Genomic DNA, 26,133 nt, shown 5'->3' with positions numbered 1-26,133 from the left:
TGCCGTGTTAAACCGTTATCCTTTGTGGAAGTACATCATGCTGGTCGTCGTAATTATCGTCGGCCTGCTTTACGCACTTCCCAACCTGTATGGTGAGGATCCGGCTGTTCAAATCACTGGCGTGCGCGGCGTCGCCGCCAGTGAGCAAACGCTGATCCAGGTCCAGAAAACGTTACAAGAAGAAAAAATTCCCGCTAAGTCTGTGGCACTGGAAGAGGGCGCTATTCTTGCGCGCTTCGACACCACCGATACCCAGCTACGCGCCCGTGAAGCGCTGATGAGCGTGCTGGGGGATAAATATGTCGTGGCGCTTAACCTTGCGCCGGCTACGCCGCGCTGGTTGGCGGCTATTCACGCCGATCCGATGAAGCTCGGTCTTGATCTGCGCGGCGGCGTTCACTTCCTGATGGAAGTGGATATGGATACCGCGTTAGGTAAACTCCAGGAACAAAATATCGATAGCCTGCGCAGCGATCTGCGTGAAAAAGGCATTCCTTATACCACCGTTCGTAAAGAAAATAATTATGGGTTGAGCATCACGTTCCGTGACAGCAAAGCGCGTGATGAGGCGATCGCCTATCTGACGCCGCGTCATCGTGACTTGGTGATTTCCAGCCAGAGCGGCAATCAACTTCGCGCGGTAATGACCGATGCGCGCCTGAGCGAAGCGCGTGAATACGCCGTTCAGCAGAACATTAATATTCTGCGTAACCGTGTTAACCAACTGGGCGTCGCGGAGCCTGTCGTACAACGCCAGGGCGCAGACCGTATTGTGGTTGAGCTGCCGGGTATCCAGGATACCGCTCGCGCGAAAGAAATTCTCGGCGCGACCGCGACGCTGGAATTCCGTCTGGTGAATACCAACGTTGACCAGGCCGCCGCTGCTGCCGGGCGCGTACCGGGCGATTCCGAAGTGAAACAGACCCGCGAAGGCCAGCCGGTGGTATTGTACAAACGCGTGATTCTCACCGGCGACCATATCACCGACTCGACGTCCAGCCAGGATGAATATAACCAACCGCAGGTTAACATCTCGCTGGATAGCGCAGGCGGCAATATCATGTCTAACTTCACTAAGGACAATATCGGCAAACCGATGGCGACCCTGTTTGTGGAGTATAAAGACAGCGGTAAGAAAGACGCTAACGGTCGCGCCGTACTGGTGAAACAGGAAGAGGTGATTAACATTGCCAACATCCAGTCTCGGCTGGGTAACAGCTTCCGTATTACCGGTATCAGCAACCCGAACGAAGCGCGTCAGCTCTCGTTGCTGCTGCGTGCGGGCGCCCTGATTGCGCCGATTCAGATCGTTGAAGAGCGCACCATTGGCCCGACTCTGGGTATGCAGAACATCAAGCAGGGCCTGGAAGCCTGTCTGGCCGGTCTGGTGGTCTCCATCCTGTTCATGATCTTCTTCTATAAGAAGTTTGGTCTGATTGCGACCAGCGCGTTAGTGGCTAACCTGGTGTTGATTGTCGGCATCATGTCGCTGTTGCCGGGGGCAACGCTCAGTATGCCGGGGATTGCGGGTATCGTGTTAACCCTTGCGGTGGCGGTCGACGCCAACGTTCTGATTAACGAACGTATCAAAGAAGAGTTGAGTAATGGCCGCACGGTACAGCAGGCGATAAACGAAGGCTATGCCGGCGCGTTCAGTTCCATCTTCGATGCGAACATCACGACGCTGATTAAAGTCATCATTCTGTATGCTGTCGGTACCGGGGCAATTAAAGGGTTCGCGATTACGACCGGTATCGGTGTGGCGACGTCGATGTTTACCGCGATTATCGGTACGCGTGCTATCGTAAACCTGCTATATGGCGGCAAGCGCGTCACTAAGCTGTCAATCTGAGGAGTGCGATGTGGCACAGGAATACACTGTTGAACAACTAAACCACGGCCGTAAAGTCTATGACTTTATGCGCTGGGACTTCTGGGCATTCGGCATCTCCGGGCTGTTGCTGATCGCGGCCATTGTCATTATGGGCGTACGCGGGTTTAACTGGGGGCTGGATTTCACCGGTGGCACGGTAATTGAAATCACGCTGGAAAAACCGGCTGAAATGGACGTGATGCGCGAAGCGCTGCAAAAAGCGGGCTATGAAGAGCCGCAGTTGCAGAACTTTGGCAGCAGTCACGACATTATGGTGCGTATGCCGCCAACCGAAGGTGAAACCGGCGGTCAGGTACTGGGTAGCAAAGTGGTGACGATCATTAATGAAGCCACCAACCAGAACGCGGCCGTGAAGCGTATTGAATTCGTGGGGCCAAGCGTGGGCGCCGATCTGGCGCAAACCGGCGCTATGGCGCTGCTGGTGGCGTTGATCTCTATCCTCGTTTATGTCGGTTTCCGCTTTGAGTGGCGACTGGCAGCAGGGGTGGTCATCGCGCTGGCGCACGACGTGATCATTACGCTGGGGATACTGTCGCTTTTCCATATCGAGATTGACCTGACCATTGTGGCATCGTTGATGTCGGTGATCGGTTACTCGCTGAACGACAGTATCGTGGTCTCCGACCGTATTCGTGAAAACTTCCGCAAAATCCGTCGCGGGACGCCTTACGAAATCTTTAACGTGTCGCTGACCCAGACGCTACACCGTACGTTGATTACCTCCGGTACGACGTTAGTGGTAATTCTGATGCTGTACCTCTTCGGCGGTCCGGTACTGGAAGGCTTCTCGCTGACGATGCTGATCGGTGTCTCTATTGGTACGGCATCTTCTATCTATGTCGCATCGGCGCTGGCGCTGAAACTCGGTATGAAGCGCGAGCATATGCTGCAGCAGAAAGTCGAAAAAGAAGGGGCGGATCAGCCGTCCATTCTGCCGTAAGCTGGCGTTAACATGACTGAGAAAAGCCGCAACATCGCAGGGTGCTGCGGCTTTTTATTATCCAGAATAAACTCGATTGCATGAGGAACTATCATGGCTATCATCCCCAAAAACTATGCGCGCCTGGAAAGCGGCTATCGTGAAAAAGCGCTGAAGCTGTTTCCGTGGGTGTGCGGACGTTGTTCCCGTGAGTTTGTGTATTCAAATCTGCGTGAGCTGACGGTGCATCATATCGATCATGACCACACCAATAATCCGGAAGACGGCAGCAACTGGGAGCTATTGTGCCTCTACTGCCACGATCACGAGCATTCCAAATATACCGAAGCCGATCAGTACGGTTCGACGGTCATTGCTGGGGAAGATGCGCAAAAAGATGTCGGCGAGGCGACTTATAACCCGTTTGCCGATCTGAAAGCGATGATGAACAAAAAGAAATAAGCAGGCTGCTGACAAAGCTGTTGGTGCTGTTGAATGTTAGGTTACGCTTCGCTCCACCCAACGGAATCCGCAATATAAATGAATTATTGGTTTTCGTAGGTCGGATGCAATCCGACATTTTTTCAGCCCCGGAGTTTGTCGCCAGACCCAAACGTCCTGTAACGCATACATTGTCACTGGAATCCCGATCGCAAGGTTGGGATTTTTTTGTTTTTAAGTCCTGCCGATACTGGCGAGCAGAGTAGAATCAGCGGTAAGCCGGGGCAACCCGGTGAGGCGCAATGTTGCGGGGGCTTGATCCCCGGTGGCCTTGTCGCTGGAAAGAGAAAACCCCCGCACATTGTTCGGTATTCACCGGCAACATTACGGGGGCTAACTTGACCCTAGACAAGTTGAGGATAGCCGCGAACCGTTGCCATTGCAACAAAGGCGGCAATATGACGCTCACAGAGTTGAGCATTACTATCTGGCACGATCTGGCGGCACCAACGCTGGTCGGGATTGCGACAGGTCTGTTTTTAGGCTGGTGGCATCGCCGGAAGTAATGTGAAGTGGGCGCGACTCGCCGCCGCATGGCAGCATGCGCCCGAAACGGGCCAGAGGGCGACCTCTGGCCTTTTTTGCAGGTTTAGAAGTTATAACCCACGACCAGGTAGCCGCCCCAGCCGGTAGATTTCGCGCTGAAATCGCCGTCGCCCCAGTTCAGTTTTGCGCCATTCTGCCACTGTCCGCCGTTATGGAAGTAACGCGCAACGACCGAGTAGTGCCAGTGATCGTAGTTCAGCGCCAGGATATGGCTGGAAGCGATGGAGTTGCTGGTACGGTTCGGATCGTCGCCTAAATCAGATCCCCAGTCAAAGTTGGTAAAGCCGATATAGCTCAGTTTACCGCCCCACAGATCGGTGATGGGGACGAAGTATTTCACTTTGAAACGGTAGCCGTCCCATTCGTTTTCATTGGAAGCGCCGTAGTTTTGCCACTGATATTTCGCATACACGTTCAGCGACAGGCCCATCGGCAGGCCGGTGTCGATATCGGTCCCCAGACCCATATACCACGTGCTCTGGCGGCTGGCTTTGTTATCGCCCATATCGTAGATGTAGTTGTTGGCGAAATACCACTCTTTAAACGGGCCGAAGCTCAGGTCTGCGCCGGTCAGCTTATCAATCGAGAAACGTGGTTCGATTTCCATGAACAGCGGAGAACCGTCGGACCAGATACCTTTATCGTTGCCGTTACCCCAATCAAAGGTTTTGGGAATATCGATATAGCCGTAGAAATCAAACCAGTCTTTTTTGGCAAATGCTTCATATTCCAGATAGACGTCGTTGTTCAATTTCGGCGAGAAACGGGTATGGTAGCTGCCTACCACGTTTACGCTCTGGTGCCACCAGTCGGACAAATACTGCGGCTGATCATTTTCTGCTGCGTTAGCAGTAAAAGATGAGGTGAGCGCCAGCGCTGCGCTGACTGCGAGTAAAGTTTTTTTCATATGTATGCCACTGTTTGAAATCCCTTACGGGAGTGAAAAGAACGCAATTTGCGTTTCTAAATATTTCGTGTTTCTGCGGAGCCTATTATAAAAATCATTGCTCACAAAAATATGTCTTGTTTCACATATCTATCATTTACGTAATCGATTGCGTTCACGTTTGCGCATTTTAGACGCGGCGACAGTACTATCTTTCATGAATATTACCAATTCATGCCATAAATGACGGAAATGTCAGTAGGGCAACAAAAGTCGCGCGGGGGATGTTGCGGAACGCACAAAACGCTCCGCCAGAACGTTTATTGATTAACAGGCTGAATATCATGGATGCGAATGAAGCCTAACTGCGCCGGTGTGATCCCCTTCAACGGTAACGAAATATTGACATCACTGGGCGCCAGCAAACTGGCAGGGGCATTTACCAGAAGGCTCTGTGCATTCACCTCCTGATAGTTCTCCGTAGTGCCCTGAAGTTGCCCGTACTCTACGGTAGCGCTGAATGCTGGCAGCGGATCGCGGGACTCGCCCTGAATGCGTAACGTTGCGTGAGCGCCGTCTGCGACAGGCGTAATCTCCAGCAATGTCATACGTAGCGTACCGATCTGACTCTCCAGCCGGGCAGACGTATTGGCGCCAGGCAACAAATAGACGCCGCGGGTTGACTCCGCATTCAGCTTATTTTGTTGGGTAATTTTTACCGTTTCCTGATTCAGTTGGGTCATCTCTTTATTCAGGGTGCTAATGCTTTGATGCATCTGGCGAACTTCGCTCTGCGGCGCGCAGGCGGTCAGGCTCAAGAGACTTCCCACCAGGAGAATTCTTAGGTAACGTCTTGTCATGTCGATCATTTCCTTCGTGGTCCGATAGCGTAATGGTAGTGCGCTATACGCACAAAGGCACCGATCCTTTATCTCAAAAGCGCTCCGCCTTTGTTGTCGCGCCAGTTCAGGGTAAAATAGCATTTCCTAAATCATCTGGTCAGGACGCCGTATGCATTGCCCATTTTGTTTCGCCGTAGATACCAAAGTCATTGACTCTCGTCTTGTAGGCGAGGGCTCGTCCGTGCGCCGCCGTCGGCAGTGCCTGGTGTGTAATGAACGCTTTACGACCTTTGAAGTGGCTGAACTGGTCATGCCGCGCGTGATAAAAAGCAACGATGTGCGCGAACCCTTTAATGAGGATAAGCTGCGTAGCGGCATGTTGAGAGCGCTGGAAAAAAGACCCGTCAGCGCAGATGATGTTGAAATGGCATTGAACCATATTAAGTCACAATTACGTGCCACTGGGGAGCGTGAAGTTCCCAGCAAGATGATTGGCAACCTGGTCATGGAGCAGCTGAAAAAACTCGATAAAGTCGCGTATATTCGCTTTGCCTCCGTCTATCGCAGTTTCGAAGATATCAAAGACTTTGGCGAAGAAATCGCTCGCCTACAGGACTAAGCCATGCAGGATGAGTTTTACATGGCGCGGGCGCTAAAACTGGCGCAGCGTGGACGTTTCACCACTCACCCGAACCCTAATGTCGGCTGTGTCATTGTTAACAATGGCGATATCGTCGGCGAAGGTTATCACCATCGCGCCGGAGAGCCGCACGCCGAGGTCCATGCGCTGCGGATGGCGGGCGCAAAAGCCAAAGGCGCAACCGCCTATGTCACGCTTGAACCCTGTAGCCATCATGGGCGAACGCCGCCATGTTGTGATGCGCTGATTGCGGCCGGCGTCGCGCGCGTGGTCGCCGCGATGCAGGACCCGAACCCACAGGTCGCCGGGCGCGGGCTGTATCGCCTGCAACAGGCGGGTATTGCGGTCAGCCACGGGTTAATGATGAGTGAAGCGGAGGCGCTCAATAAAGGCTTCCTCAAACGGATGCGTACCGGATTCCCTTATCTTCAGCTTAAACTGGGTGCCTCCGTGGATGGACGGACGGCGATGGCCAGCGGCGAAAGCCAGTGGATCACCTCGCCGCAGGCCCGGCGCGACGTTCAGCGCTTGCGTGCGCAAAGTCACGCTATCTTAACCAGTAGCGCGACGGTATTGGCTGACGATCCGGCCTTGACGGTGCGTTGGGCGGAGTTAGACGCCTCTACGCAGGCGTCTTACCCGCAGGAAAATCTGCGCCAGCCGGTGCGAATTGTTATCGACAGCCAAAACCGGGTAACGCCTGCGCATCGTATTGTGCAGCAGCCTGGCGAAACGTGGATTGCGCGTACCCAGGAAGATAGCCGCGTGTGGCCCGATTCGGTTCGTACTATCAGCGTGCCGGCGCACAACGGACATTTGGATCTGGTTGTGCTGATGATGCAGTTAGGCAGGCAGCAGATTAATAGCATATGGGTTGAAGCCGGACCGGGACTGGCAGGCGCGTTGTTGCAAGCCGGGCTGGTGGATGAACTGATTGTCTATGTCGCGCCTAAATTGTTGGGAACCCAGGCGCGGGGATTATGCGAATTGCCGGGGCTTGAGAAGCTCGCCGACGCGCCGCAATTTACCTTCAGCGAAATACGTCATGTCGGCCCGGATGTTTGCCTGCATATGGTGAGCGCATGAGTTCTCCCGTCGAAAGGGGAGCAGCGCTCAAATTATTATGATAAAATCCGCCCCCCTGCGGGGCCAAATGAACCCTGGAAGAGAGAATATGAACATTATTAAAGCTAACGTTGCAGCCCCTGACGCTCGTGTCGCCATCACTATTGCGCGTTTCAATCAGTTTATCAACGACAGCCTGCTGGATGGCGCGGTTGATGCCCTGACGCGTATTGGTCAGGTAAAAGATGATAATATTACCGTAGTGTGGGTGCCTGGCGCCTATGAACTGCCGCTGGCGACCGAAGCGCTGGCGAAAAGCGGTAAATACGACGCCGTGGTTGCGCTGGGAACCGTGATTCGCGGGGGGACTGCGCACTTTGAATATGTGGCAGGCGGCGCCAGCAATGGCCTGGCAAGCGTTGCCCAGGACAGCGGCGTGCCGGTAGCCTTTGGTGTTCTGACCACCGAGAGTATTGAACAAGCCATCGAACGTGCTGGTACAAAAGCCGGTAATAAAGGCGCAGAAGCTGCGCTGACCGCGCTTGAAATGATTAATGTATTGAAAGCCATTAAGGCCTGATTTTTTGTAAGGGGAATTCCGTGAAACCTGCTGCTCGTCGCCGCGCCCGTGAGTGTGCCGTCCAGGCGCTTTACTCCTGGCAGTTGTCCCAGAACGACATCGCTGATGTTGAATACCAGTTCCTGGCGGAACAGGACGTAAAAGACGTCGACGTTCTCTATTTCCGTGAACTGCTATCCGGGGTGGCGACTAACAGCGCGTACCTGGATGGTTTAATGAAACCGTATCTGTCCCGCCTGCTTGAGGAGCTGGGACAGGTTGAAAAAGCCGTGCTGCGTATTGCGTTGTTTGAGCTGTCAAAACGCAGCGATGTGCCTTATAAAGTGGCCATCAACGAAGCGATTGAACTGGCGAAAACCTTTGGCGCTGAAGACAGCCACAAATTCGTCAACGGCGTACTGGATAAAGCAGCTCCGGTGATTCGTCCCAACAAAAAGTGATTCACAGGCCGGAAAGATAGCGGGCGATGGATACCCGCCGTCTCCGGCCTTTTCTTTTTTTCTGCTGAGGCATAACGTATGGCATGTGGCGAGTTTTCCCTGATTGCCCGTTATTTTGACCGTGTAAGAAGCTCTCGTCTTGATGTTGAAACCGGTATTGGCGACGATTGCGCGCTCCTGAATATTCCTGAAAAGCAGACCCTGGCGATCAGTACCGATACGCTGGTGGCGGGCATCCATTTCTTACCCGATATCGATCCTGCCGATCTGGCGTATAAAGCGCTGGCGGTGAATTTAAGCGATCTGGCGGCGATGGGCGCCGATCCGGCATGGTTAACGCTGGCGCTCACGCTTCCTGACGTCGATGAGGCGTGGCTTGCCGCGTTCAGCGACAGCCTGTTTGAACAACTGGATTACTACGACATGCAGCTCATTGGCGGCGATACCACGCGCGGCCCGCTGTCGATGACGCTCGGTATTCATGGCCTTGTGCCAGCCGGCCGGGCGCTGAAACGTTCTGGCGCAAAACCGGGCGACTGGATTTATGTTACTGGCACGTTGGGCGATAGCGCTGCCGGGCTGGCGATTCTACGGGGTGATTTTCGCGTGGGAAGCTGGGGGGATGCCGACTATCTGGTCAAACGCCATCTGCGCCCGACGCCGCGTATTTTACAAGGACAGGCGCTACGCGATCTCGCCAGTTCGGCGATCGATCTTTCCGACGGTTTGATCTCCGATCTTGGTCACATTCTTCAAGCCAGCAACTGCGGCGCGCGAATCGATTTGGAGGCGCTGCCTGACTCCGAAGAACTGTGGGGACATGCCAATGATCCCGAACAAAAGCTTCGCTGGATGTTATCCGGCGGCGAAGATTATGAACTGTGCTTTACCGTCCCGGAGCTGAACCGTGGCGCGCTGGATGTCGCGCTTGGTCATCTGGGCGTGCCGTTTACCTGTATCGGGCAAATGACGGCGGATATCGAAGGGATCGCCTTTGTGCGTGACGGAGAACCTGTCACTTTTGACTGGAAAGGATATGACCATTTTGCCACGCCATAAAGATGTTGCGAAAAGCCGCCTGAATTTGCGCAACCCGTGGCATCTGCTCGCTACCGGCTTTGGCAGCGGGCTGAGCCCCGTGGTGCCGGGCACGATGGGCTCGCTGGCGGCGATCCCCTTCTGGTATTTGATGACGTTTCTGCCGTGGCAGCTTTATTCGCTGGTTGTGATGTTTGGGATCTGCATTGGCGTTTACCTTTGCCATCAGACGGCGAAAGATATGGGCGTACACGACCACGGCAGTATTGTCTGGGATGAATTTATCGGTATGTGGATAACGCTAATGGCGTTGCCGACGACGGACTGGCAGTGGGTGGCAGCCGGGTTCGTTATTTTCCGCATTCTGGATATGTGGAAACCCTGGCCGATCCGTTGGTTTGATCGCAACGTGCACGGCGGCATGGGGATTATGATCGATGATATCGTCGCCGGCGTGATATCCGCCGGCATACTGTATTTTATCGGTCATCACTGGCCGCTCGGTATTATTTAAAGGGTTTGCCGGATAGCGGCGTAAACGCCTTATCCGGCCTACCCCCGAACAATATGTCGATTTCGCAGGCCCGATAAGCGCCGCGCCATCGGGCAATGGCAGATTATTTAAATCCCACCACCGGATGCTGTTTGTACGGCGTTTCGAGTTCAGCAATCTGCTCCGGTTTGAGCGTTAAATCAACGGCATTCAGCAACTCATCTAACTGCTCTTCACGCGAAGTGCCGATAATCGGCGCGGCGACGCCTCGTTTACTGAGTAGCCAGGCCAGCGCAACCTGCGCTCGCGTTGCGCCAAGCGCCTCGCTGACGCCAGCCAGCCGTTCCGCTATTTGCGCATCATTTTTATCGCTTTCAGCGTATAAATTTTTGCCCACGTCATCCGAGACCAGCCGGGCCGTGGTTTCTCCCCAGGGGCGAGTTAAGCGCCCGCGCGCCAGCGGACTCCACGGAATCACGGCGACGCCTTCCTGCCAGCACAGCGGTAGCATCTCACGCTCTTCCTCGCGGTAGATCAGGTTATAGTGATCCTGCATGGTGACAAACGGCGCCCAGCCGTGTTGTTTTTGTAGCGCCAGCGCCTGGGCAAATTGTGAGGCGTGCATTGAGGAAGCGCCGATATAGCGGGCTTTACCCGTCTTCACCACGTCGTTTAGCGCTTCCAGAGTCTCTTCTATCGGCGTGGTGTAATCCCAGCGGTGGATTTGCAGGATATCGACATACTCCATTCCCAGACGGGTGAGGCTATCGTCAATAGAGCGCAGGATTTGCGCGCGGGACAATCCTTCCGGCAGATCGCCGACGCGATGGAAGACTTTCGTCGCTACCACCACCTCGTCGCGCCGGGCGAAATCACGCAGCGCGCGACCGACAATCTCTTCGCTGCTGCCGTCGGAGTAGCTGTTGGCGGTATCAAAAAAGTTAATGCCGCCCTCAAGGGCGCGCTTGATGATGGGACGGCTGCTCTCTTCGGGAAGCGTCCAGGCGTGATTGCCGCGACTTGGCTCGCCGAATGTCATGCAGCCCAGACAAAGGCGGGACACCCGAAGATCTGTATTTCCTAACGTGTTGTATTGCATGACTCCGCTCCTGTTATACCCGTCACTCTTCAAGCATAGCAGGAGCAAAGAGGGGATTATGCCAGCCAGGCCTTGATTTTGGCTTCAATGCCTGCAGCGTCGAGCCCCAGTTCCGCGCGGGCTTCTTCCTGCGTTCCTTGCGGGATAAAGAAATCCGGAAGACCGATATTCAGCACAGGTACAGGTTTACGATGGGCCATTAGCACTTCGTTTACGCCGCTGCCAGCGCCGCCCATAATGGCGTTTTCTTCCAGCGTCACCAGCGCGTCATGCTGCGCGGCCATCTCCAGAATTAACGTGTCGTCCAGCGGTTTAACAAAGCGCATGTCGACCAGCGTGGCGTTCAACGCTTCGGCGACTTTCGCCGCCTCTGGTATTAAGGTGCCAAAGTTCAGAATCGCCAGTTTTTCGCCATGACGCTTCACAACGCCTTTACCAATAGGCAGTTTTTCCAGCGGGGTTAGCGCCACGCCCTGCGCATTACCGCGTGGATAACGTACTGCCGTCGGGCCGTCGTTATAGTGATACCCGGTAAATAACATCTGGCGACATTCGTTCTCGTCGCTTGGCGTCATGATCACCATATCCGGGATGCAGCGCAGATAGGAGAGATCGAACGCGCCCTGGTGCGTTTGTCCATCCGCGCCAACGATACCGGCGCGATCGATGGCGAACATGACCGGCAGTTTCTGGATAGCGACGTCATGGATAACCTGATCGTAGGCGCGTTGCAGGAAAGTAGAGTAGATCGCCACGACGGGCTTATAGCCGCCAATCGCCAGACCTGCGGCGAAGGTGACGGCATGCTGCTCGGCGATGGCGACGTCAAAATAGCGATCCGGGAATTTACGTGAAAATTCCACCATGCCGGAACCTTCGCGCATTGCTGGGGTGATCGCCATCAGCTTGCTGTCTTTGGCGGCGGTTTCACACAGCCAGTCACCGAAGATTTTTGAATAACCTGGCAGACCGCCGCTGCTTTTCGGCAAACATCCGCTGGAAGGATCAAATTTAGGCACCGCATGGAAAGTGATCGGATCTTTTTCCGCGGGCTCATAGCCGCGGCCTTTCTTGGTCATGATATGCAGGAACTGCGGGCCTTTCAGGTCGCGCATGTTCTTCAATGTGCTGATAAGCCCCATGACATCGTGACCATCGACCGGCCCGATGTAGTTAAAGCCCAGCTCTTCGAACAGTGTGCCCGGCACAACCATGCCTTTAATATGTTCTTCGGTACGCTTGAGCAGTTCTTTAATTGGCGGTACGCCGGAGAAGACCTTTTTTCCGCCTTCGCGCAGAGAAGAGTAAAGCTTACCGGAAAGTAGCTGCGCCAGATGGTTGTTGAGCGCGCCGACGTTTTCCGAAATCGACATTTCATTGTCGTTCAGAATGACCAGCATGTCGGGCCGGATATCGCCTGCGTGATTCATTGCTTCAAACGCCATACCGGCGGTGATGGCGCCGTCGCCAATCACACAGACGGTGCGGCGATCTTTGCCTTCTTTCTCCGCCGCCACGGCAATGCCGATACCGGCGCTGATGGAGGTGGAGGAATGCCCAACGCTCAGCACATCGTATTCGCTTTCTCCGCGCCACGGGAACGGGTGCAGACCGCCTTTCTGGCGAATGGTGCCGATTTTGTCGCGACGACCGGTAAGGATTTTATGTGGATAAGCCTGGTGTCCAACATCCCAGATTAGCTGGTCAAACGGGGTGTTGTAGACATAATGCAGCGCCACGGTAAGTTCTACCGTGCCCAGCCCGGAAGCGAAGTGCCCGCTGGAACGGCTTACGCTGTCGAGTAAGTAGCGGCGTAGCTCGTCGCAGAGTTTCGGCAGACTCTCTTTCGGTAACAGTCGTAACTCCTGGGTGGAGTCGACCAATGCCAGGGTAGGGTATTTGGCTATATCAAAACTCATCGCAAGCTCATTGGATATGGGGTTTATTTATCACGCTGGATTATGTAGTTCGCTAGCGCTTCCAGTGCCGAGGTGTCCAGTGATTGCGCGGCCAGCTGATGTAACGACTGACGGGCGTCCTCTATCAGGTCCCGGGCTTTATTCCGGGCTTGCTCAAGACCCAGAAGTGCAGGATAGGTACTTTTGCCAAGCTGCTGGTCTGCGCCCTGACGTTTACCTAACGTTGCAGTATCGCCCACCACATCCAGAATGTCATCCTGAACCTGGAAGGCAAGGCCGATACTCTCTGCATAGCGGTCAAGTATCGGCAGAGTATTCCGTCCTTTATCGCCCGCGCTCAACGCGCCAAGTCTAACGGCGGCGCGAATGAGCGCGCCGGTCTTATGGCGATGAATGCGTTCCAGCGCGTCCAGAGTGATCCGCTGGCCTTCTGCCGCCAGATCCAATGCCTGACCGCCGCACATACCGGCGATACCGCTGGCATTTGCCAGTTCGGCGATCATCGCGATACGATCTCGATCGGCGACTTCCGGCATCGGCGCGTCGCTGATAATGGCAAACGCCAGCGTCTGCAACGCGTCTCCCGCCAGGATTGCGTTGGCTTCGCCAAATTTAATATGGCAAGTCGGCAGGCCGCGACGCAAATCGTCATCGTCCATTGCTGGCAGGTCGTCATGGATCAGCGAATAGGCATGAATGCATTCGACCGCCGCAGCTGGCGCATCCAGCGTTGCCGTACTGACGCCAAACATTTGACCGGTGGCGTAAACCAGAAATGGCCGCAGGCGTTTACCGCCTAATAATGCGCCATACTGCATGGCTTCGACCACGGGAGTGTTCTGAAAGGGCAGTGGCGCGATAAAACGGCTCAGCGCCTGATTCGCTTGCGTTACGCAAGCCTGTAGCTGCTGCGTAAAGTCCATTTACTCATTATCCGCGATAAAAGGCTCAGGTGAAGCCTCTTCATTATCAGACAGCAAAATTTGCACGCGCTGTTCCGCCTGCTGCAGTTTTGCCTGCCCCTGACGCGCCAGTTGTACGCCGCGCTCGAATTCATTCAGCGCGTCTTCCAGCGGCAAATCGCCGCTTTCCAGGCGGGTAACAATATGTTCCAGCTCGCTCAGCGCAGTTTCAAAGCTGGCGGGCGCCTCATTTTTCTTCGGCATGATGACTGTTTGACTCTCTGTAATGGCAGCACAAGTCTATGGTAACGGACTCACACTGATAAGCAAATAACGCGCAATGGTAAGGGGAAATGCGCAAGATGTCCGTGATAGTGATATACTTCCGCGCCTGGATGCAGCCGTAGGTATGGGCTGCTGTACTATTTCTCCACGACAAGCCTTAGATAGCTTGCTAAAGAACCATTGCCGCCATGAAGTTTATCATTAAATTGTTCCCGGAAATCACTATCAAAAGCCAATCTGTGCGTTTGCGCTTTATAAAAATTTTAACCGGGAACATCCGTAACGTTTTAAAGCACTACGATGAGACCCTCGCGGTTGTCCGTCACTGGGATAACATTGAAGTTCGCGCCAAAGATGAAAACCAGCGTCTGGCGATTCGCGACGCGCTGACCCGCATTCCGGGGATTCACCATATTCTTGAAGTCGAAGATGTGCCGTTCACCGATATGCACGACATTTTCGAGAAAGCGTTGGCGCAGTATCGCGAGCAGCTTGAAGGCAAAACCTTCTGCGTGCGCGTAAAACGTCGCGGTAAGCATGAGTTTAGTTCCATTGAGGTGGAGCGCTATGTCGGCGGCGGATTAAATCAGCATATTGAATCGGCGCGCGTGAAGCTCACTAACCCGGATGTGACGGTGCATCTGGAAGTGGAAGATGATCGCCTGCTGCTGATCAAAGGGCGTTATGAAGGTATTGGCGGTTTCCCGATTGGCACCCAGGAAGACGTGCTGTCGCTGATCTCCGGCGGTTTTGACTCCGGCGTCTCCAGCTATATGCTGATGCGTCGCGGCTGCCGCGTACACTACTGCTTCTTTAACCTCGGCGGCGCGGCGCATGAAATCGGCGTTCGCCAGGTGGCGCATTACCTGTGGAACCGCTTTGGCAGCTCCCATCGCGTGCGTTTTGTGGCGATTAACTTCGAACCGGTGGTCGGCGAGATTCTGGAGAAAGTCGACGACGGCCAGATGGGCGTGGTGCTCAAACGTATGATGGTACGCGCGGCGTCGAAAGTGGCGGAACGTTACGGCGTACAGGCGCTGGTGACCGGCGAAGCGCTGGGCCAGGTGTCCAGCCAGACGCTAACTAATTTGCGCTTGATCGATAACGTGTCTGACACGCTGATCTTGCGCCCGCTGATCTCTTACGATAAAGAGCACATTATCAACCTGGCGCGCCAGATTGGTACGGAAGATTTTGCCCGTACGATGCCGGAATACTGTGGCGTGATTTCAAAAAGTCCGACGGTGAAAGCCATTAAAGCGAAAATTGAAGCCGAAGAAGAAAATTTCGACTTCAGTATTCTCGATAAGGTGGTAGAAGAAGCGAGCAACGTCGATATTCGTGAAATCGCCCAGCAGACCCAGCAGGAGGTGGTGGAAGTTGAAACTGTGAGCGGTTTTGGCGCCAACGATGTGATTCTGGATATCCGTTCTGTCGACGAGCAGGATGACAAGCCGCTGAAAGTGGAGGGCGTCGACGTCGTTTCGCTGCCTTTCTACAAGCTGAGCACTAAATTTGGCGATCTCGATCAGAGCAAAACCTGGCTGCTATGGTGCGAACGCGGCGTAATGAGTCGCCTGCAGGCGCTCTATCTGCGCGAGCAGGGGTTTGCCAATGTGAAGGTGTATCGCCCGTAATTCCTTTGCCGGGTGGCGGCTATGTCCTGCCCGGCCTACCGTTTTATTTCTGCCCCAACCGTTTTGCAATGCGCTCCAGCTTCATCATCAGCAGCAGCGTAATGGCCACCAGCACAATAGTCAGCGCCGCGCCGTCGGCGATATTTCCACGGTCGGTCAGGCTAAAGATAGCCACCGGCAGCGTCGTCCAGCCCGGCGGATAAATCATCATCGTCGCGCCCAACTCCCCCATGGAGAGCGATAAACTCAGCGCCAGCGCTGACATCATCCACGGCATCAATAACGGCAACGTCACGTGACGCAGACGATACCAGGGCGATGCCCCCAGACTCGACGCGACGTTTTCAATATCGGCGGAAATTCGTGCCAGTCCGGTCGACACGTTACTGAAGGTAAAGGCGGAAATCAGCACAAAGTGCGCTGTCAGCACAATCCATAGGGTGCCGTTCATTTGCAATGGCCCCTGGCTGAAAGCAACCAGAATGCCCAGGCCCACGGACACTGACGGAATCGCACTCGGCAGATAGAACACCATACTTAACCATTTCTGCGTTTTCACCCCATATTGACGCAGCGCCAGCGCCGCCCAAACGCCGCAAAGCAGCGCAAACAGGCTGGCGCAAAAGCCAATCGTGAGGCTGGCAAGTAGGGCGTCCCATGCCGCACCGTGCAGAGCGTTAACAAAGTGGTTCAGCGTGAAGCCACTCGGCAGAATACCGTTCCACTGCTGGCTAAGGCTGGACATCAGAATCACCGCCAGCGGCAGGAAAAAGAACACGATAAACAGTACGCTAGCCACAACGCCCGCCGCTGCGCGTCCTTTAGGTGACCAAATTAGCATGGCTAGCTCCTTACGCCGGTACGCGATGCCGCCAGGCGATAGAGGGAGAACAGCCCCAGCGACAAGACAATGTTAATCAACGCAATCATGCAGGCGACCGTATAGTCGGACTCCAGAATCGCTTTGCTGTAAACCATCATCGGCAGGGTGTTAACCCCTTTCGCGCCAATAAACAGTACGATGCCAAACTCGTTAGTGGTCAACAGCAGGCACAGGCTGCCACCAGCCATCAGCGCCGGTAGCGCCGCCGGGAAAATCACCTGCCCAATCACCCGTAACGGGTGCGCCCCCAGAATGCTGGCTGCTTCTAGCTGGCTTTTATCAATTTGCCGCAGCGCGGCCATCAGTGGCCGCATCACCAGCGGAGTGAACACCGTGATCTCCGCCAGAATGACGCCCTGCATCGAGTAGAGAAAATCCACCGGCGGTAGCTCAAAGGCAAACAGGCTCATCAGCGTACCGTTGAGCAGACCCGCTGACCCATAAATAAAGGTGAACGCCAGCGTAATCAGGAAGGTCGGCAGCGCAATAAAAGTATCGACGACCCGACCAATCAACTCGCTGCCGGGGAAAGGAATAAACACCAGAATCAGCGACATCACGCTGCCCAGCAGCAGGCAACCGGCGGTGGCGAAAAAGGCGATTTGCAACGTGTTCAGTAACGCGCCGACAAAGCGTTTCGAGTCGACCACCTGGCGGAAGGTCTCGAGCCCGATCTCGCCATTGGCACCGCGTAGCGCCTGTTCAACGATGAGCGACAGAGGCCAGAAAAACAGCGTCGCCAGCACCAGCAACGGGAGCAGCAGCCACAGCAGTGGGCGTAGGTTAAGCGCCGGTTTTTCCAGAGGTAAAATGAGTGACATGGTTATACCTCAATCAGGACCGCATCATCCGGTTCGAACCACAGCGCCAGCTTGTCGCCCACGCGCGGCAGCGGATTGACATGCGTCAACACCATCCGCACCGTTTCGCCAGCAACGTCACACAGCAGATGGGTTAAATCGCCCTGCCAGTGCACCGATTGCAGTGTGGCGTTGAAGCGGTTGCTGTCGGCCGAACGCGGCATCAGGCTGAGGTGCTGAGGACGAATGCACAGCAGTTTGTTGTAACCGTGGTGGCTGCCCCGGCTGAACGCGCGAATCACCGCACCGCCGCAGCTGACGTCCACCAGCCCCGGAGCCTCCGTTATCCCCAGCGCGATGGCGGAGAGAATATTGGCGCGACCTAAGAATTCGGCGGCAAAACGATTGGGCGGATGCTGATATAGCGCGCGGGTTTCGCCGTGAGCAATCAGCGAACCATCCTTCATAATGCCGATTTTATCGGCCAGGGTGAGCGCTTCCGTTTGATCGTGGGTGACGTAGAGAATAGTGAGTTCCGGCAGCTCACGGTGAAGACGGGCGATTTCTTCCACCATATTATGACGAATCTGTGCGTCCAGCGCTGACAGTGGTTCATCCAGCAACAGCACGCGCGGGCGCACGGCAATCGCGCGGGCGATGGCCACGCGTTGCTGCTGGCCGCCGGAAAGTTGATGCGGATAACGGGCGGCGTAATCACTCATGCCAACCGTTTTCAGCGCCTGCGTTACACGCTCATTAATTAGCGCCTTTGGCTGCTTCTGCGCACGCAGGCCAAAAGCGACGTTGTCTTCCACTTTCAGATGCGGGAACAAGGCGTAGTTCTGCACCACCATCGCCAACCCGCGTTTATAGGGTGGCAGATGGGTGACGTCCGTATCGCCAATCAGAATACGACCGCCTGCAGGTTGCACAAAGCCCGCAACCGCACGCAGCACCGTCGTTTTTCCAGATCCTGATGGGCCAATCAGCGCCAGCACTTCGCCAGGTTCAATCGTCAAAGAGAGCGGTTTAAGCACCACGTTGCCGTGATACGCAACGCGCAGCGAGTCGAGGACTATCCCCGATGTCCCCTGCGATGCAGGGGCGTGAACAGCGGTCGTTTTCATCAGCATCAGGCTTACTCGCTTTCGGTCACTTTGTGCCAACGGCTAATATCTGCCGACAGCGAAACGGCTACGTCATCCCAATTTGGCTGCCAGCTCTGCACGCCTTCTAACGCGGCAGTGGCGGCCTTATAATGTTCGTCGCTCGGCGTCACGTCGCTGCGTACCGGCATTCCCCAGGAGAGTTCGCTGACGCGAGTCTGCGCTTCTTTACTCAGCAGGAAGTTAATCAGCTTTTTACCATTTTCACTCTGCGGCGCCCCCTGGACCAGGCCAATGACATAAGGGATGGCCAGCGCGCTGCGCTCGCCTTTGTCGTTAGCCGGCCAGAAGATTTTCACGTTCGGGTTACGTTCCATCTGCGCGAGGTTCATTTGCAGGTCGCCGTTAGCGACGTAGATTTCACCTTTATTAACCAGCGCGGTTAGCTTGCCGGTAGAGGCAGATGGCCCGACGTTATTGGCCTGCAGCTTGCCGAGATACGCAAAACCGGCATCTTTACTGCCGAAGCTGTGGAAAGCCTGCAGCATCACCGCCGTGCCGTCAGCGGCCTGACCTGGCGTGGAATACTGGAGTTTATTTTTGAATTTACCGTCAAGCAGATCCTGCCAGCTCGCCGGGGCAGTTTTCAGCAGTTTGCTGTTGTAGATAAAGCTCAGATAATTCTTTACCAGCGGCGAATAAAGGTTGTTGGCATCGGGGATAGCCGATGCGGCGTCGGTGTTAAAGTTCGCCAGCAGCTTTTCGGCGGCGGCGCGCTGAATGAATGGCGGCGCGGTTACCAGCACGTCGGCCTGCGGATTCGTGCGCTCTTTTGCCAGACGTTCCACTACCACGCCACCACCGCCTTCAACATAGCGTACGCTAATGCCGGTCGCTTTGGTGAATGCGTCAAACTGCACCTGGTACCAGCTGTTATCGCCATCGTGCAGCCCGTCGATGGAGTACACCGTGACCACCGATTCCGCCCATGACGGGGCGCTGGCGAGAGCGAAGACAGACAGCAGAGCAAGTCGGGAAAGTTTCATCGTAATAGCCTCATAGCGTACGTTGCATTTTCTGGTCTATACCAGGTTTGCTTTTTACGCTAAACGGCTTATGTGACAAAACGATGAAAGAGAAATAAATCAGTCCACGCCGGAGGATGCTGCGCTTATCCGGATAGCCGTGAGACGATACCATTGACAGGCCGGATAAGGCTCGCAGCCAACATCCGGCGCATCCGCTAGTGGGTATCTACCTCAATACGCAGGCTGTCGTGACGCCAGTATTCGATATCCAGATCCAGCACTCGCCCGTGTTGATCGTAGTTCAGACGGCGCAGCAACAGCGCCGGGCGTCCTTCCATAACTCCCAGCGCCTGTGCGGCCTGCGCAGGCATGACGGTGGGGTAGAACGACAGATGCATGCTGGTATAGACGAGGTTGTAGTGCGACTCGTATACCTCGGTCAGGCTGCCGTTGAGATCGTACTGCAGCAGCTCAGGCACGCGGGCGGGCAAACAATGGTTTTCGCAGTAGCACACGGCGCGGCCATCGGCGTAACGCAGACGGGTCAGCAGATAGATTTGATCAAACGGCTGGAGCTGGAGGGGCTCCATAACCTCGACAGGCACGGTGGTTAACACGCCGCTCAGTAGCGCGGTTTTTGGCTCCCGCCCCTGCTCGCGGCAAAGCTTATGGAAGTTGGTGTTCTGGGTCGGATCCAGCCACAGGCGTTCCGGCGTAACGAACCAACCGCGACGATCGGCGCGCCAGATAAGCCCACTGGACTCCAGCTGCGCCAGGCTTTCGCGAATAGTAATGCGCGTGGTGTTGAAGATCGCGCACAGTTCGCGTTCAGAGGGCAGTTTATCACCGCTTTTCAACGCACCGCTCTGAATACGCGCCTGAAGCTGCGCCTTGATCAACAGGTACTGCGGGATATCGCCCGGGATAGATTTCATGCTTACTCGCTTCCGTTTTGCCTGCCGCCATTATACAAGCAGAGATGAATTTTTTGTTGCAGCGCGATTTTCTCTTTGACCCGTCGCGGCAAAGATCGTCATGATAAATGCAATCTGGTATAGACCAAAGGTAAATAACATGACTTCGCGTAACTATCTGCTGCTGACTCCTGGCCCGCTCACCACCTCTCGTACCGTGAAAGAAGCGATGTTGTTCGATAGCTGTACCTGGGATGATGATTACAATATCGGCGTGGTGGAACAGATCCGCCAGCAGCTAACCGCACTGGCAACGGCCTCCGAAGGCTACACCTCCGTACTGCTGCAAGGCAGCGGCAGCTATGCTGTGGAAGCCGTACTGGGCAGCGCATTGGGGCCGCAGGATAAGGTGCTGATCGTCAGCAACGGTGCATACGGCGCACGAATGGTCGAGATGGCCGGCCTTATGGGAATCGCCCATCACGCTTACGACTGCGGCGAAGTTGCGCGCCCGGATGTGCAGGCGATCGACGCGATCCTCAACGCCGACCCGACGATCAGCCATATCGCCATGGTGCATAGCGAAACGACCACCGGGATGCTCAACCCCATTGATGAGGTGGGCGCTCTGGCGCATCGCTATGGCAAAACCTACATCGTTGACGCCATGAGCAGCTTCGGCGGCATCCCTATGGATATTGCAGCATTACACATCGACTATCTGATCAGCTCCGCCAATAAATGCATTCAGGGCGTGCCGGGTTTTGCCTTCGTGATTGCCCGCGAGCAAAAACTGGCCGCGTGCAAAGGGCGTTCCCGCTCGCTGTCGTTAGATCTCTACGCCCAGTGGCGTTGCATGGAGGATAACCACGGCAAATGGCGTTTTACTTCGCCCACTCATACCGTCCTGGCGTTTGCCCAGGCGCTGAAAGAGCTGGCGAAAGAAGGTGGCGTGGCGGCACGTCATCAACGCTATCAGCAAAATCAGCGCAGCCTGGTGGCCGGAATGCGGGCGCTGGGCTTTAACACGCTGCTGGATGACGAACTTCATTCGCCCATTATCACCGCCTTTTATTCACCGGAAGACCCGCAGTATCGCTTTAGCGAATTTTATCGCCGCCTCAAAGAGCAGGGCTTTGTTATCTATCCTGGCAAAGTGTCGCAAAGCGACTGCTTTCGCATCGGCAACATTGGCGAAGTATATGCCGCCGATATCACGGCCCTGCTGACCGCCATTCGTACCGCCATGTACTGGACGAAATAAGGAACCATGATGAACCGTATTCACGCTGTTATTCTCGACTGGGCGGGCACCACCGTCGATTTTGGCTCCTTCGCGCCGACGCAAATTTTCGTCGAGGCGTTCCGTCAGGCATTTGATGTGGAGATCACCCTCGCCGAAGCACGCGTGCCAATGGGGCTGGGTAAATGGCAACACATTGAAGCGCTGGGAAAATTACCTGCTGTTGACGCGCGCTGGCAGGCAAAGTTTGGCCGCTCCATGAACGCAGCAGATATTGATGCCATCTATTCCGCCTTCATGCCGTTACAGATTGCTAAAGTTGTCGATTTTTCTTCTCCTATTGCCGGAGTTATCGACACGATCGCGGCGCTACGAGCCGAGGGTATCAAGATAGGCTCCTGCTCCGGTTACCCACGAGCGGTGATGGAGCGCCTGGTTCCCGCCGCCGCCGGGCATGGCTATCGTCCGGATCATTGGGTGGCAACGGACGACCTGGCCGCGGGTGGTCGTCCGGGGCCGTGGATGGCGCTGCAAAACGTGATTGCGCTGGGCATTGATGCGGTCGCGCACTGTGTGAAGGTAGATGATGCCGCGCCGGGCATTAGCGAGGGGCTTAACGCGGGGATGTGGACGGTGGGGCTGGCGGTATCGGGTAACGAATTCGGCGCAACATGGGACGCCTATCAGACTATGTCGAAAGAGGACGTTGCGGTCCGCCGCGAGCACGCGGCCAGCAAGCTGTACGCCGCCGGGGCGCATTACGTGGTGGATTCACTGGCGGATTTACCTGGGGTGATTGCGCATATTAATGCGCGTCTGGCGCAGGGCGAACGCCCGTAAAATAACTGCCGGATGGCGCTGTCGCTTATCCGGCCTACAGACTGTACCGTTTTGTAGGCCGGATAAGGTGTTTACGCCGCCATCCGGCAATCATTCTTATTCGTAGTAGTTATAAATCCCCGCCGCCATCACCAGTTGCGAAGCCACTTCATGCGCTTTTTCACGACCAACCAACAGGTCGATGATTTTCAAACCAAAATCGATAGCGGTACCCGGTCCCTGGCTGGTTAATAATTTTACCCGCGCATCCCACACCACACGCTTATCCTGCCACTGTTCGGCGGGGATTTTATCTTTCAGTGCCGGAAAACCGGTCATATTGCCGATAGGGAAGATATCGTGCGGCACGAGCACTGTGGCGGCTGCGGCGCAAATGGCTGCGACAATGCGCCCGGAGCGGTGAAACTGTTTTACGGTTTCGACCAGCAGCGGGCTGTCGCGAAAGCACTCGGCGCCTTTAATTCCGCCGGGCAACACGATGATGTCATAATCGCCGTCGGCAACTTCAACCAGCGGCGCATCCGCCAGCAGCTTCACGCCGCGCGAGCAGACAATCGTCAGGTTGCCATCGCTGGCGACGCTGGCGGTAGTGACGTGGATTCCGCCGCGAACCAGCAGATCGATAGTGGTGACCGCTTCGGTCTCTTCACTACCAGGGGCGAGGCATACCAGTGCCTGAGCGCTCATACTCACTCTCCTTTCGCTTTACCATTTCAAACAGGCGGCTATTTTCCGGAACGGCGAGACCGTGCACGCGGGCGCGCTTGAGTAAATAACCGGTGATGTAGTCAATTTCGGTATGGCGCATGGCGCGCACGTCCTGCAACATGGATGAGATGTTTTCTGCCGTACTGTCAATCACTTGCTCAACATAATAGCGTAAATCGTCTGCCGATGTGTGGTAGCCTTCACGTTCAATCACGGCGGCGACCTCTTCGCAAATCGCGTTGATTTCATCAGTATGATGGCGCAGCTCGCCGTTCGGGCAGTTCCAAAGCGCGGTGAGCGGGTTGATAACACAGTTGACCGCCAGTTTGCGCCACATCTCTGCGCGGATATTGTTATGCCAGGCGACATCGGGCAGTACCCCCTGCAGGATATCGGCGAGATAACTGTAATCGCCGTCTTGCTCGCGCGCCGGGCCAATATGCGTAGTACCGTTAGCGACATGAATAATGATATTACCGTCGCGGCGCGCAGCATGGGTGATAGTCCCCATCAACATCGGCTGTTGGATATTTTGCAGCTCTTCTATGGTTCCCATTCCATTATGAATGAGCAGGATAGGCGACGCCACCGGTAGGGTTGACGCCAGGGTTCGTACTGCGTCGGAAACCTGCCACGCTTTCAGCGTGACTAATAACAGTTCGCTCTTCGCCAAAAAATCCGGATCGTTTGCCGTCAGTGATTCGTTGAAAAAGGAACCATCGGTATCGATCAGATTTACGCTGCAATAAGGTTGTGGCACCCGTAGCCAGCCCTGTACGTCATGTCCGTGTTTGCACAGTGCCGAAAGCCAAAGTTGTCCTAAGGCTCCGCATCCCAGTACAGTAATTTTCATTGTTCCTCCTCACCTGCAACAGCGCCAGGTGTTATGGCGCTAATTATAGCGTCATCAGCTAAGCTTCTCGTTAAGCCTCGTTGCAGGTATTATGCAACGCAACGAAAATGAAGGGAGAAGAAAAGATGCCATCTTTCGATATTGTTTCTGAAGTTGATCTGCAGGAAGCGCGTAACGGCGTGGATAACGCGGTTCGCGAGGTTGAGTCTCGTTTTGACTTTCGTGGCGTAGAGGCGACTATTGAACTGAACGATGCCAATAAAACCATCAAGGTGCTGAGCGAGTCCGATTTCCAGGTCAATCAGTTGCTCGATATTCTGCGCGCCAAGCTGCTTAAACGCGGTATTGAAGGCGCTTCGCTGGATGTACCGGACGAGTTCGTGCATAGCGGTAAAACCTGGTATGTGGAAGCGAAGCTGAAGCAGGGCATTGAAAGCGCCGTGCAGAAGAAAATCGTCAAGCTGATTAAAGACAGCAAATTGAAGGTGCAGGCGCAAATTCAGGGGGAAGAGATTCGCGTGACGGGCAAATCACGTGACGATCTGCAATCGGTAATGGCGCTGGTTCGCGGCGGCGATTTGGGCCAGCCGTTCCAGTTCAAAAACTTCCGCGATTAAGTTGTTATGCCGGATAGAGCCTCGCCGCCATCCGGCAATACAGCATTCATCCTTTGCTGATAAGCTGTTCAACTTCAAAGCGATTGGTCACTTTGCTGTCGATTTTGACGTAAGCGGAATGCTCTTCCGCCACGATCAGCGCTTCGCTTACGCCTTTCATTGCCAACAGTCGCTGTTTTAGTCTGTCGTCAGCAACAATATCCGCTGGAATTTCCACGCGCAGGCTGCTGACATAGGGCGGCTCTTTCATGGTACTTGCCACCGCCAGCCATACCATCGCCAGTACGGCCCCGGCAAGGAAAACGGTTTGCCCATCAAACGTGCCGTCTATCCAGCCGCCCAGCGAGCCGCCAAGCGCCACGCCAAGAAACTGACTGGTAGAATAGACGCCCATCGCCGTTCCTTTATACCCCGCGGGCGACTCTTTGCTAATAAGCGAAGGCAGCAGCGCCTCCATCAGATTAAAGGCGAGGAAAAAGAGTTGTACGCCAATCACCAGCTCCCAGAAATGTTGGCCCGCTCCCCACAACACGATTTCTGCGACGACAATGAGTCCCACGCAGAACAGGAATACCTGCTTCATCCGCCGTTTGACTTCAGCATAGATAATAAAAGGCACGACGGCGGCAAAGGCGATCACCATGGTTGCCAGATACACCTTCCAGTGTTCGGCGGCAGGGAAACCGGCATCGGCAAGCTGGCCGGGCAGGGCGACAAAGGTGGACATCAATAAAATATGCAGACACATAATGCCGAAATTGAGCTTGAGCAGCCTCGGCTCCGCCAGCACTTTACTGAAGCTGCCTTTGACCATCCCGGATTCGCGATTCAGCACATGGTTGGTACTGTTGGGAACCACCCAGATTGTCAGAAGAATGCCCAGGGTGGCGAGGGCGGCGATCATCCAGAACAACGCGTTCAATCCCAGACTATGGGTAACAATCGGCCCTAATACCATCGCAATCGCGAAGGTGATACCAAAGCTGACGCCGATAAACGCCATCGCTTTGGTACGGTTTTGCTCGCGGGTGAGGTCAGACAGGAGCGCCATGACGGCGGCGGCAATAGCGCCGGACCCTTGTAGCGCTCGCCCCAGAATAATGCCCCAGATTGAGTGGGAGAGCGCGGCAATGACGCTGCCCGCGACAAATACCGCCAGTCCGCCGACAATCAGCGGTTTGCGGCCAATGCGGTCGGACAGCAGCCCAAAGGGAATTTGAAAGATAGCCTGCGCCAGCCCGTAAATGCCGATCGCAATGCCGATTAATGCTTCGCTGGCGCCCTGTAGCGCCATACCGTATGTGGTCAGTACTGGTAGAACCATAAACATGCCCAGCATACGCAACGAAAAGACGGTCCCTAAACCCCATGTGGCGCGCAGCTCCCCTGGCGTCATTTTATAATCGTTCATTGCCACCTCTGTATAAAAGCTGGGAGTAGTGTAGTGCGGGGAGT

The 26,133-nt window shown here is 55.1% G+C and carries 28 protein-coding genes; 14 read left to right on the top strand and 14 right to left on the bottom strand.

Annotated elements, in window-relative coordinates; genetic code table 11:
* Positions 1 to 4 precede the first annotated feature (4 nt).
* The 4 genes from secD (at position 5) to ACLJPQ_RS04395 (ending at position 3,820) form a co-directional block, all read left to right on the top strand.
* Positions 5 to 1,852, top strand: a complete 1,848-nt coding sequence (secD, locus tag ACLJPQ_RS04410; RefSeq protein WP_000934811.1) for a protein translocase subunit SecD — start codon at positions 5 to 7, stop codon at positions 1,850 to 1,852.
* A 10-nt stretch (positions 1,853 to 1,862) separates the two neighbouring features.
* Complete coding sequence (gene secF / locus ACLJPQ_RS04405; RefSeq protein WP_000046629.1) at positions 1,863 to 2,834, top strand: protein translocase subunit SecF; 972 nt, start codon at positions 1,863 to 1,865, stop codon at positions 2,832 to 2,834.
* 93 nt (positions 2,835 to 2,927) lie between these two features.
* Positions 2,928 to 3,275, top strand: a complete 348-nt coding sequence (gene yajD / locus ACLJPQ_RS04400; protein WP_000974818.1) for an HNH nuclease YajD — start codon at positions 2,928 to 2,930, stop codon at positions 3,273 to 3,275.
* 437 nt (positions 3,276 to 3,712) lie between these two features.
* Entirely contained in the window at positions 3,713 to 3,820 is a 108-nt protein-coding gene (locus tag ACLJPQ_RS04395; protein ID WP_000176312.1) for a type I toxin-antitoxin system toxin Ldr family protein, read from the top strand.
* 83 nt (positions 3,821 to 3,903) lie between these two features.
* Here ACLJPQ_RS04395 and ACLJPQ_RS04390 read toward each other — a convergent pair whose 3' ends face one another.
* Both ACLJPQ_RS04390 and ACLJPQ_RS04385 read right to left on the bottom strand, forming a co-directional pair.
* Positions 3,904 to 4,767: a nucleoside-specific channel-forming protein Tsx gene (locus tag ACLJPQ_RS04390; RefSeq protein WP_000752021.1), complete on the bottom strand. Its 864-nt coding sequence runs from the start codon at positions 4,765 to 4,767 to the stop codon at positions 3,904 to 3,906.
* 299 nt (positions 4,768 to 5,066) lie between these two features.
* Positions 5,067 to 5,606, bottom strand: a complete 540-nt coding sequence (locus tag ACLJPQ_RS04385; RefSeq protein ID WP_023215784.1) for a DUF3251 domain-containing protein — start codon at positions 5,604 to 5,606, stop codon at positions 5,067 to 5,069.
* A gap of 151 nt (positions 5,607 to 5,757) precedes the next feature.
* On the opposite strand from ACLJPQ_RS04385, the gene nrdR reads away from it, so the two are divergent.
* The 6 genes from nrdR to pgpA all read left to right on the top strand — a co-directional run bounded on the left by nrdR (position 5,758) and on the right by pgpA (position 9,865).
* The gene (gene nrdR, locus ACLJPQ_RS04380; protein ID WP_000543533.1) at positions 5,758 to 6,207 is read left to right on the top strand and encodes a transcriptional regulator NrdR; all 450 of its coding nucleotides are present in this window, start codon (positions 5,758 to 5,760) and stop codon (positions 6,205 to 6,207) included.
* Positions 6,208 to 6,210: 3 nt separating this feature from the next.
* A complete protein-coding gene (gene ribD, locus ACLJPQ_RS04375) occupies positions 6,211 to 7,314 on the top strand; it encodes a bifunctional diaminohydroxyphosphoribosylaminopyrimidine deaminase/5-amino-6-(5-phosphoribosylamino)uracil reductase RibD (protein WP_080184604.1) in 1,104 nt (367 codons plus the stop codon).
* Positions 7,315 to 7,402: 88 nt separating this feature from the next.
* Positions 7,403 to 7,873, top strand: coding sequence for a 6,7-dimethyl-8-ribityllumazine synthase (ribE, locus tag ACLJPQ_RS04370; protein WP_001021372.1), 471 nt, complete (start codon positions 7,403 to 7,405; stop codon positions 7,871 to 7,873).
* A gap of 20 nt (positions 7,874 to 7,893) precedes the next feature.
* Positions 7,894 to 8,313 (top strand): transcription antitermination factor NusB, encoded by a 420-nt coding sequence (nusB, locus tag ACLJPQ_RS04365; RefSeq protein ID WP_000801129.1) that lies wholly within the window; start codon positions 7,894 to 7,896, stop codon positions 8,311 to 8,313.
* Positions 8,314 to 8,391: 78 nt separating this feature from the next.
* On the top strand, positions 8,392 to 9,372 hold the full coding sequence (gene thiL / locus ACLJPQ_RS04360; protein ID WP_000752133.1) for a thiamine-phosphate kinase: 981 nt from the start codon (positions 8,392 to 8,394) through the stop codon (positions 9,370 to 9,372).
* Positions 9,350 to 9,865, top strand: a complete 516-nt coding sequence (pgpA, locus tag ACLJPQ_RS04355; RefSeq protein ID WP_000154063.1) for a phosphatidylglycerophosphatase A — start codon at positions 9,350 to 9,352, stop codon at positions 9,863 to 9,865. Before thiL ends, pgpA begins: the two co-directional genes overlap by 23 nt.
* Positions 9,866 to 9,968: 103 nt before the next feature.
* Here pgpA and ACLJPQ_RS04350 read toward each other — a convergent pair whose 3' ends face one another.
* The 4 genes from ACLJPQ_RS04350 to xseB are packed head-to-tail and all read right to left on the bottom strand — an operon-like array spanning position 9,969 to position 14,028.
* Positions 9,969 to 10,943 carry an aldo/keto reductase gene (locus ACLJPQ_RS04350; protein ID WP_023195350.1) on the bottom strand — a complete coding sequence of 325 codons (975 nt, stop codon included), beginning with the start codon at positions 10,941 to 10,943 and terminating at the stop codon, positions 9,969 to 9,971.
* A 56-nt stretch (positions 10,944 to 10,999) separates the two neighbouring features.
* Complete coding sequence (gene dxs, locus ACLJPQ_RS04345; RefSeq protein ID WP_000006782.1) at positions 11,000 to 12,862, bottom strand: 1-deoxy-D-xylulose-5-phosphate synthase; 1,863 nt, start codon at positions 12,860 to 12,862, stop codon at positions 11,000 to 11,002.
* A 23-nt stretch (positions 12,863 to 12,885) separates the two neighbouring features.
* The gene (ispA, locus tag ACLJPQ_RS04340; RefSeq protein WP_000348074.1) at positions 12,886 to 13,785 is read right to left on the bottom strand and encodes a (2E,6E)-farnesyl diphosphate synthase; all 900 of its coding nucleotides are present in this window, start codon (positions 13,783 to 13,785) and stop codon (positions 12,886 to 12,888) included.
* Positions 13,786 to 14,028 carry an exodeoxyribonuclease VII small subunit gene (gene xseB / locus ACLJPQ_RS04335; RefSeq protein ID WP_001124944.1) on the bottom strand — a complete coding sequence of 81 codons (243 nt, stop codon included), beginning with the start codon at positions 14,026 to 14,028 and terminating at the stop codon, positions 13,786 to 13,788.
* Positions 14,029 to 14,237: 209 nt separating this feature from the next.
* On the opposite strand from xseB, the gene thiI reads away from it, so the two are divergent.
* Complete coding sequence (gene thiI / locus ACLJPQ_RS04330; protein ID WP_000668655.1) at positions 14,238 to 15,686, top strand: tRNA uracil 4-sulfurtransferase ThiI; 1,449 nt, start codon at positions 14,238 to 14,240, stop codon at positions 15,684 to 15,686.
* A 43-nt stretch (positions 15,687 to 15,729) separates the two neighbouring features.
* On the opposite strand, the gene phnV is transcribed toward thiI, so the two are convergent.
* The 5 genes from phnV to phnR form a co-directional block, all read right to left on the bottom strand.
* Positions 15,730 to 16,527, bottom strand: a complete 798-nt coding sequence (gene phnV, locus ACLJPQ_RS04325) for a 2-aminoethylphosphonate ABC transport system, membrane component PhnV (protein ID WP_000909791.1) — start codon at positions 16,525 to 16,527, stop codon at positions 15,730 to 15,732.
* Between the two features lie 2 nt (positions 16,528 to 16,529).
* Entirely contained in the window at positions 16,530 to 17,390 is an 861-nt protein-coding gene (gene phnU, locus ACLJPQ_RS04320; protein ID WP_000052716.1) for a 2-aminoethylphosphonate ABC transporter permease subunit, read from the bottom strand.
* 2 nt (positions 17,391 to 17,392) lie between these two features.
* Positions 17,393 to 18,502, bottom strand: coding sequence for a 2-aminoethylphosphonate ABC transport system ATP-binding subunit PhnT (gene phnT, locus ACLJPQ_RS04315; RefSeq protein WP_000928785.1), 1,110 nt, complete (start codon positions 18,500 to 18,502; stop codon positions 17,393 to 17,395).
* Positions 18,503 to 18,507: 5 nt separating this feature from the next.
* On the bottom strand, positions 18,508 to 19,521 hold the full coding sequence (gene phnS / locus ACLJPQ_RS04310; protein ID WP_023182336.1) for a 2-aminoethylphosphonate ABC transporter substrate-binding protein: 1,014 nt from the start codon (positions 19,519 to 19,521) through the stop codon (positions 18,508 to 18,510).
* Positions 19,522 to 19,718: 197 nt separating this feature from the next.
* Positions 19,719 to 20,438 carry a phosphonate utilization transcriptional regulator PhnR gene (gene phnR, locus ACLJPQ_RS04305; protein ID WP_080184603.1) on the bottom strand — a complete coding sequence of 240 codons (720 nt, stop codon included), beginning with the start codon at positions 20,436 to 20,438 and terminating at the stop codon, positions 19,719 to 19,721.
* Between the two features lie 139 nt (positions 20,439 to 20,577).
* On the opposite strand from phnR, the gene phnW reads away from it, so the two are divergent.
* The gene (gene phnW, locus ACLJPQ_RS04300; RefSeq protein WP_000203959.1) at positions 20,578 to 21,681 is read left to right on the top strand and encodes a 2-aminoethylphosphonate--pyruvate transaminase; all 1,104 of its coding nucleotides are present in this window, start codon (positions 20,578 to 20,580) and stop codon (positions 21,679 to 21,681) included.
* A gap of 9 nt (positions 21,682 to 21,690) precedes the next feature.
* The gene (gene phnX / locus ACLJPQ_RS04295; RefSeq protein WP_080184602.1) at positions 21,691 to 22,500 is read left to right on the top strand and encodes a phosphonoacetaldehyde hydrolase; all 810 of its coding nucleotides are present in this window, start codon (positions 21,691 to 21,693) and stop codon (positions 22,498 to 22,500) included.
* Between the two features lie 96 nt (positions 22,501 to 22,596).
* Here phnX and yajL read toward each other — a convergent pair whose 3' ends face one another.
* Together yajL and panE are read right to left on the bottom strand one after the other, a co-directional pair.
* A complete protein-coding gene (yajL, locus tag ACLJPQ_RS04290) occupies positions 22,597 to 23,187 on the bottom strand; it encodes a protein deglycase YajL (RefSeq protein WP_001275809.1) in 591 nt (196 codons plus the stop codon).
* Entirely contained in the window at positions 23,150 to 24,061 is a 912-nt protein-coding gene (gene panE, locus ACLJPQ_RS04285; RefSeq protein ID WP_080184601.1) for a 2-dehydropantoate 2-reductase, read from the bottom strand. The genes yajL and panE overlap by 38 nt, the downstream gene beginning before the upstream one ends.
* A 125-nt stretch (positions 24,062 to 24,186) precedes the next feature.
* Here panE and ACLJPQ_RS04280 point away from each other — a divergent pair, with 125 nt between their 5' ends.
* Positions 24,187 to 24,678: a YajQ family cyclic di-GMP-binding protein gene (locus ACLJPQ_RS04280; protein WP_001138913.1), complete on the top strand. Its 492-nt coding sequence runs from the start codon at positions 24,187 to 24,189 to the stop codon at positions 24,676 to 24,678.
* Positions 24,679 to 24,724: 46 nt separating this feature from the next.
* Here the strand turns inward: ACLJPQ_RS04280 and ACLJPQ_RS04275 are convergent, their stop codons facing one another.
* A complete protein-coding gene (locus tag ACLJPQ_RS04275; RefSeq protein WP_001000938.1) occupies positions 24,725 to 26,089 on the bottom strand; it encodes an MFS transporter in 1,365 nt (454 codons plus the stop codon).
* Positions 26,090 to 26,133: the final 44 nt, after the last annotated feature.

It is taken from the genome of Salmonella sp. SAL04213, assembly GCF_046550535.1.
Lineage (GTDB): Bacteria > Pseudomonadota > Gammaproteobacteria > Enterobacterales > Enterobacteriaceae > Salmonella > Salmonella enterica.
This window is presented reverse-complemented; position numbering and strand designations above follow the sequence as displayed.

Bases quoted from the DNA above. Each gene is read 5' to 3' on its own strand.
- ACLJPQ_RS04395 (WP_000176312.1), top strand. From the start codon at position 3,713: ATGACGCTCACAGAGTTGAGCATTACTATCTGGCACGATCTGGCGGCA.
- yajD (WP_000974818.1), top strand. From the start codon at position 2,928: ATGGCTATCATCCCCAAAAACTATGCGCGCCTGGAAAGCGGCTATCGT.
- yajL (WP_001275809.1), bottom strand. From the start codon at position 23,187: ATGAGCGCTCAGGCACTGGTATGCCTCGCCCCTGGTAGTGAAGAGACC.
- nrdR (WP_000543533.1), top strand. From the start codon at position 5,758: ATGCATTGCCCATTTTGTTTCGCCGTAGATACCAAAGTCATTGACTCT.
- panE (WP_080184601.1), bottom strand. From the start codon at position 24,061: ATGAAAATTACTGTACTGGGATGCGGAGCCTTAGGACAACTTTGGCTT.
- phnV (WP_000909791.1), bottom strand. From the start codon at position 16,527: ATGCTAATTTGGTCACCTAAAGGACGCGCAGCGGCGGGCGTTGTGGCT.
- ispA (WP_000348074.1), bottom strand. From the start codon at position 13,785: ATGGACTTTACGCAGCAGCTACAGGCTTGCGTAACGCAAGCGAATCAG.
- ACLJPQ_RS04350 (WP_023195350.1), bottom strand. From the start codon at position 10,943: ATGCAATACAACACGTTAGGAAATACAGATCTTCGGGTGTCCCGCCTT.
- thiI (WP_000668655.1), top strand. From the start codon at position 14,238: ATGAAGTTTATCATTAAATTGTTCCCGGAAATCACTATCAAAAGCCAA.
- ACLJPQ_RS04390 (WP_000752021.1), bottom strand. From the start codon at position 4,767: ATGAAAAAAACTTTACTCGCAGTCAGCGCAGCGCTGGCGCTCACCTCA.
- thiL (WP_000752133.1), top strand. From the start codon at position 8,392: ATGGCATGTGGCGAGTTTTCCCTGATTGCCCGTTATTTTGACCGTGTA.
- phnS (WP_023182336.1), bottom strand. From the start codon at position 19,521: ATGAAACTTTCCCGACTTGCTCTGCTGTCTGTCTTCGCTCTCGCCAGC.
- pgpA (WP_000154063.1), top strand. From the start codon at position 9,350: ATGACCATTTTGCCACGCCATAAAGATGTTGCGAAAAGCCGCCTGAAT.
- phnX (WP_080184602.1), top strand. From the start codon at position 21,691: ATGAACCGTATTCACGCTGTTATTCTCGACTGGGCGGGCACCACCGTC.
- xseB (WP_001124944.1), bottom strand. From the start codon at position 14,028: ATGCCGAAGAAAAATGAGGCGCCCGCCAGCTTTGAAACTGCGCTGAGC.
- dxs (WP_000006782.1), bottom strand. From the start codon at position 12,862: ATGAGTTTTGATATAGCCAAATACCCTACCCTGGCATTGGTCGACTCC.
- phnU (WP_000052716.1), bottom strand. From the start codon at position 17,390: ATGTCACTCATTTTACCTCTGGAAAAACCGGCGCTTAACCTACGCCCA.
- phnR (WP_080184603.1), bottom strand. From the start codon at position 20,438: ATGAAATCTATCCCGGGCGATATCCCGCAGTACCTGTTGATCAAGGCG.
- ACLJPQ_RS04385 (WP_023215784.1), bottom strand. From the start codon at position 5,606: ATGACAAGACGTTACCTAAGAATTCTCCTGGTGGGAAGTCTCTTGAGC.
- phnT (WP_000928785.1), bottom strand. From the start codon at position 18,502: ATGCTGATGAAAACGACCGCTGTTCACGCCCCTGCATCGCAGGGGACA.
- phnW (WP_000203959.1), top strand. From the start codon at position 20,578: ATGACTTCGCGTAACTATCTGCTGCTGACTCCTGGCCCGCTCACCACC.
- ACLJPQ_RS04275 (WP_001000938.1), bottom strand. From the start codon at position 26,089: ATGAACGATTATAAAATGACGCCAGGGGAGCTGCGCGCCACATGGGGT.
- ribE (WP_001021372.1), top strand. From the start codon at position 7,403: ATGAACATTATTAAAGCTAACGTTGCAGCCCCTGACGCTCGTGTCGCC.
- ACLJPQ_RS04280 (WP_001138913.1), top strand. From the start codon at position 24,187: ATGCCATCTTTCGATATTGTTTCTGAAGTTGATCTGCAGGAAGCGCGT.
- ribD (WP_080184604.1), top strand. From the start codon at position 6,211: ATGCAGGATGAGTTTTACATGGCGCGGGCGCTAAAACTGGCGCAGCGT.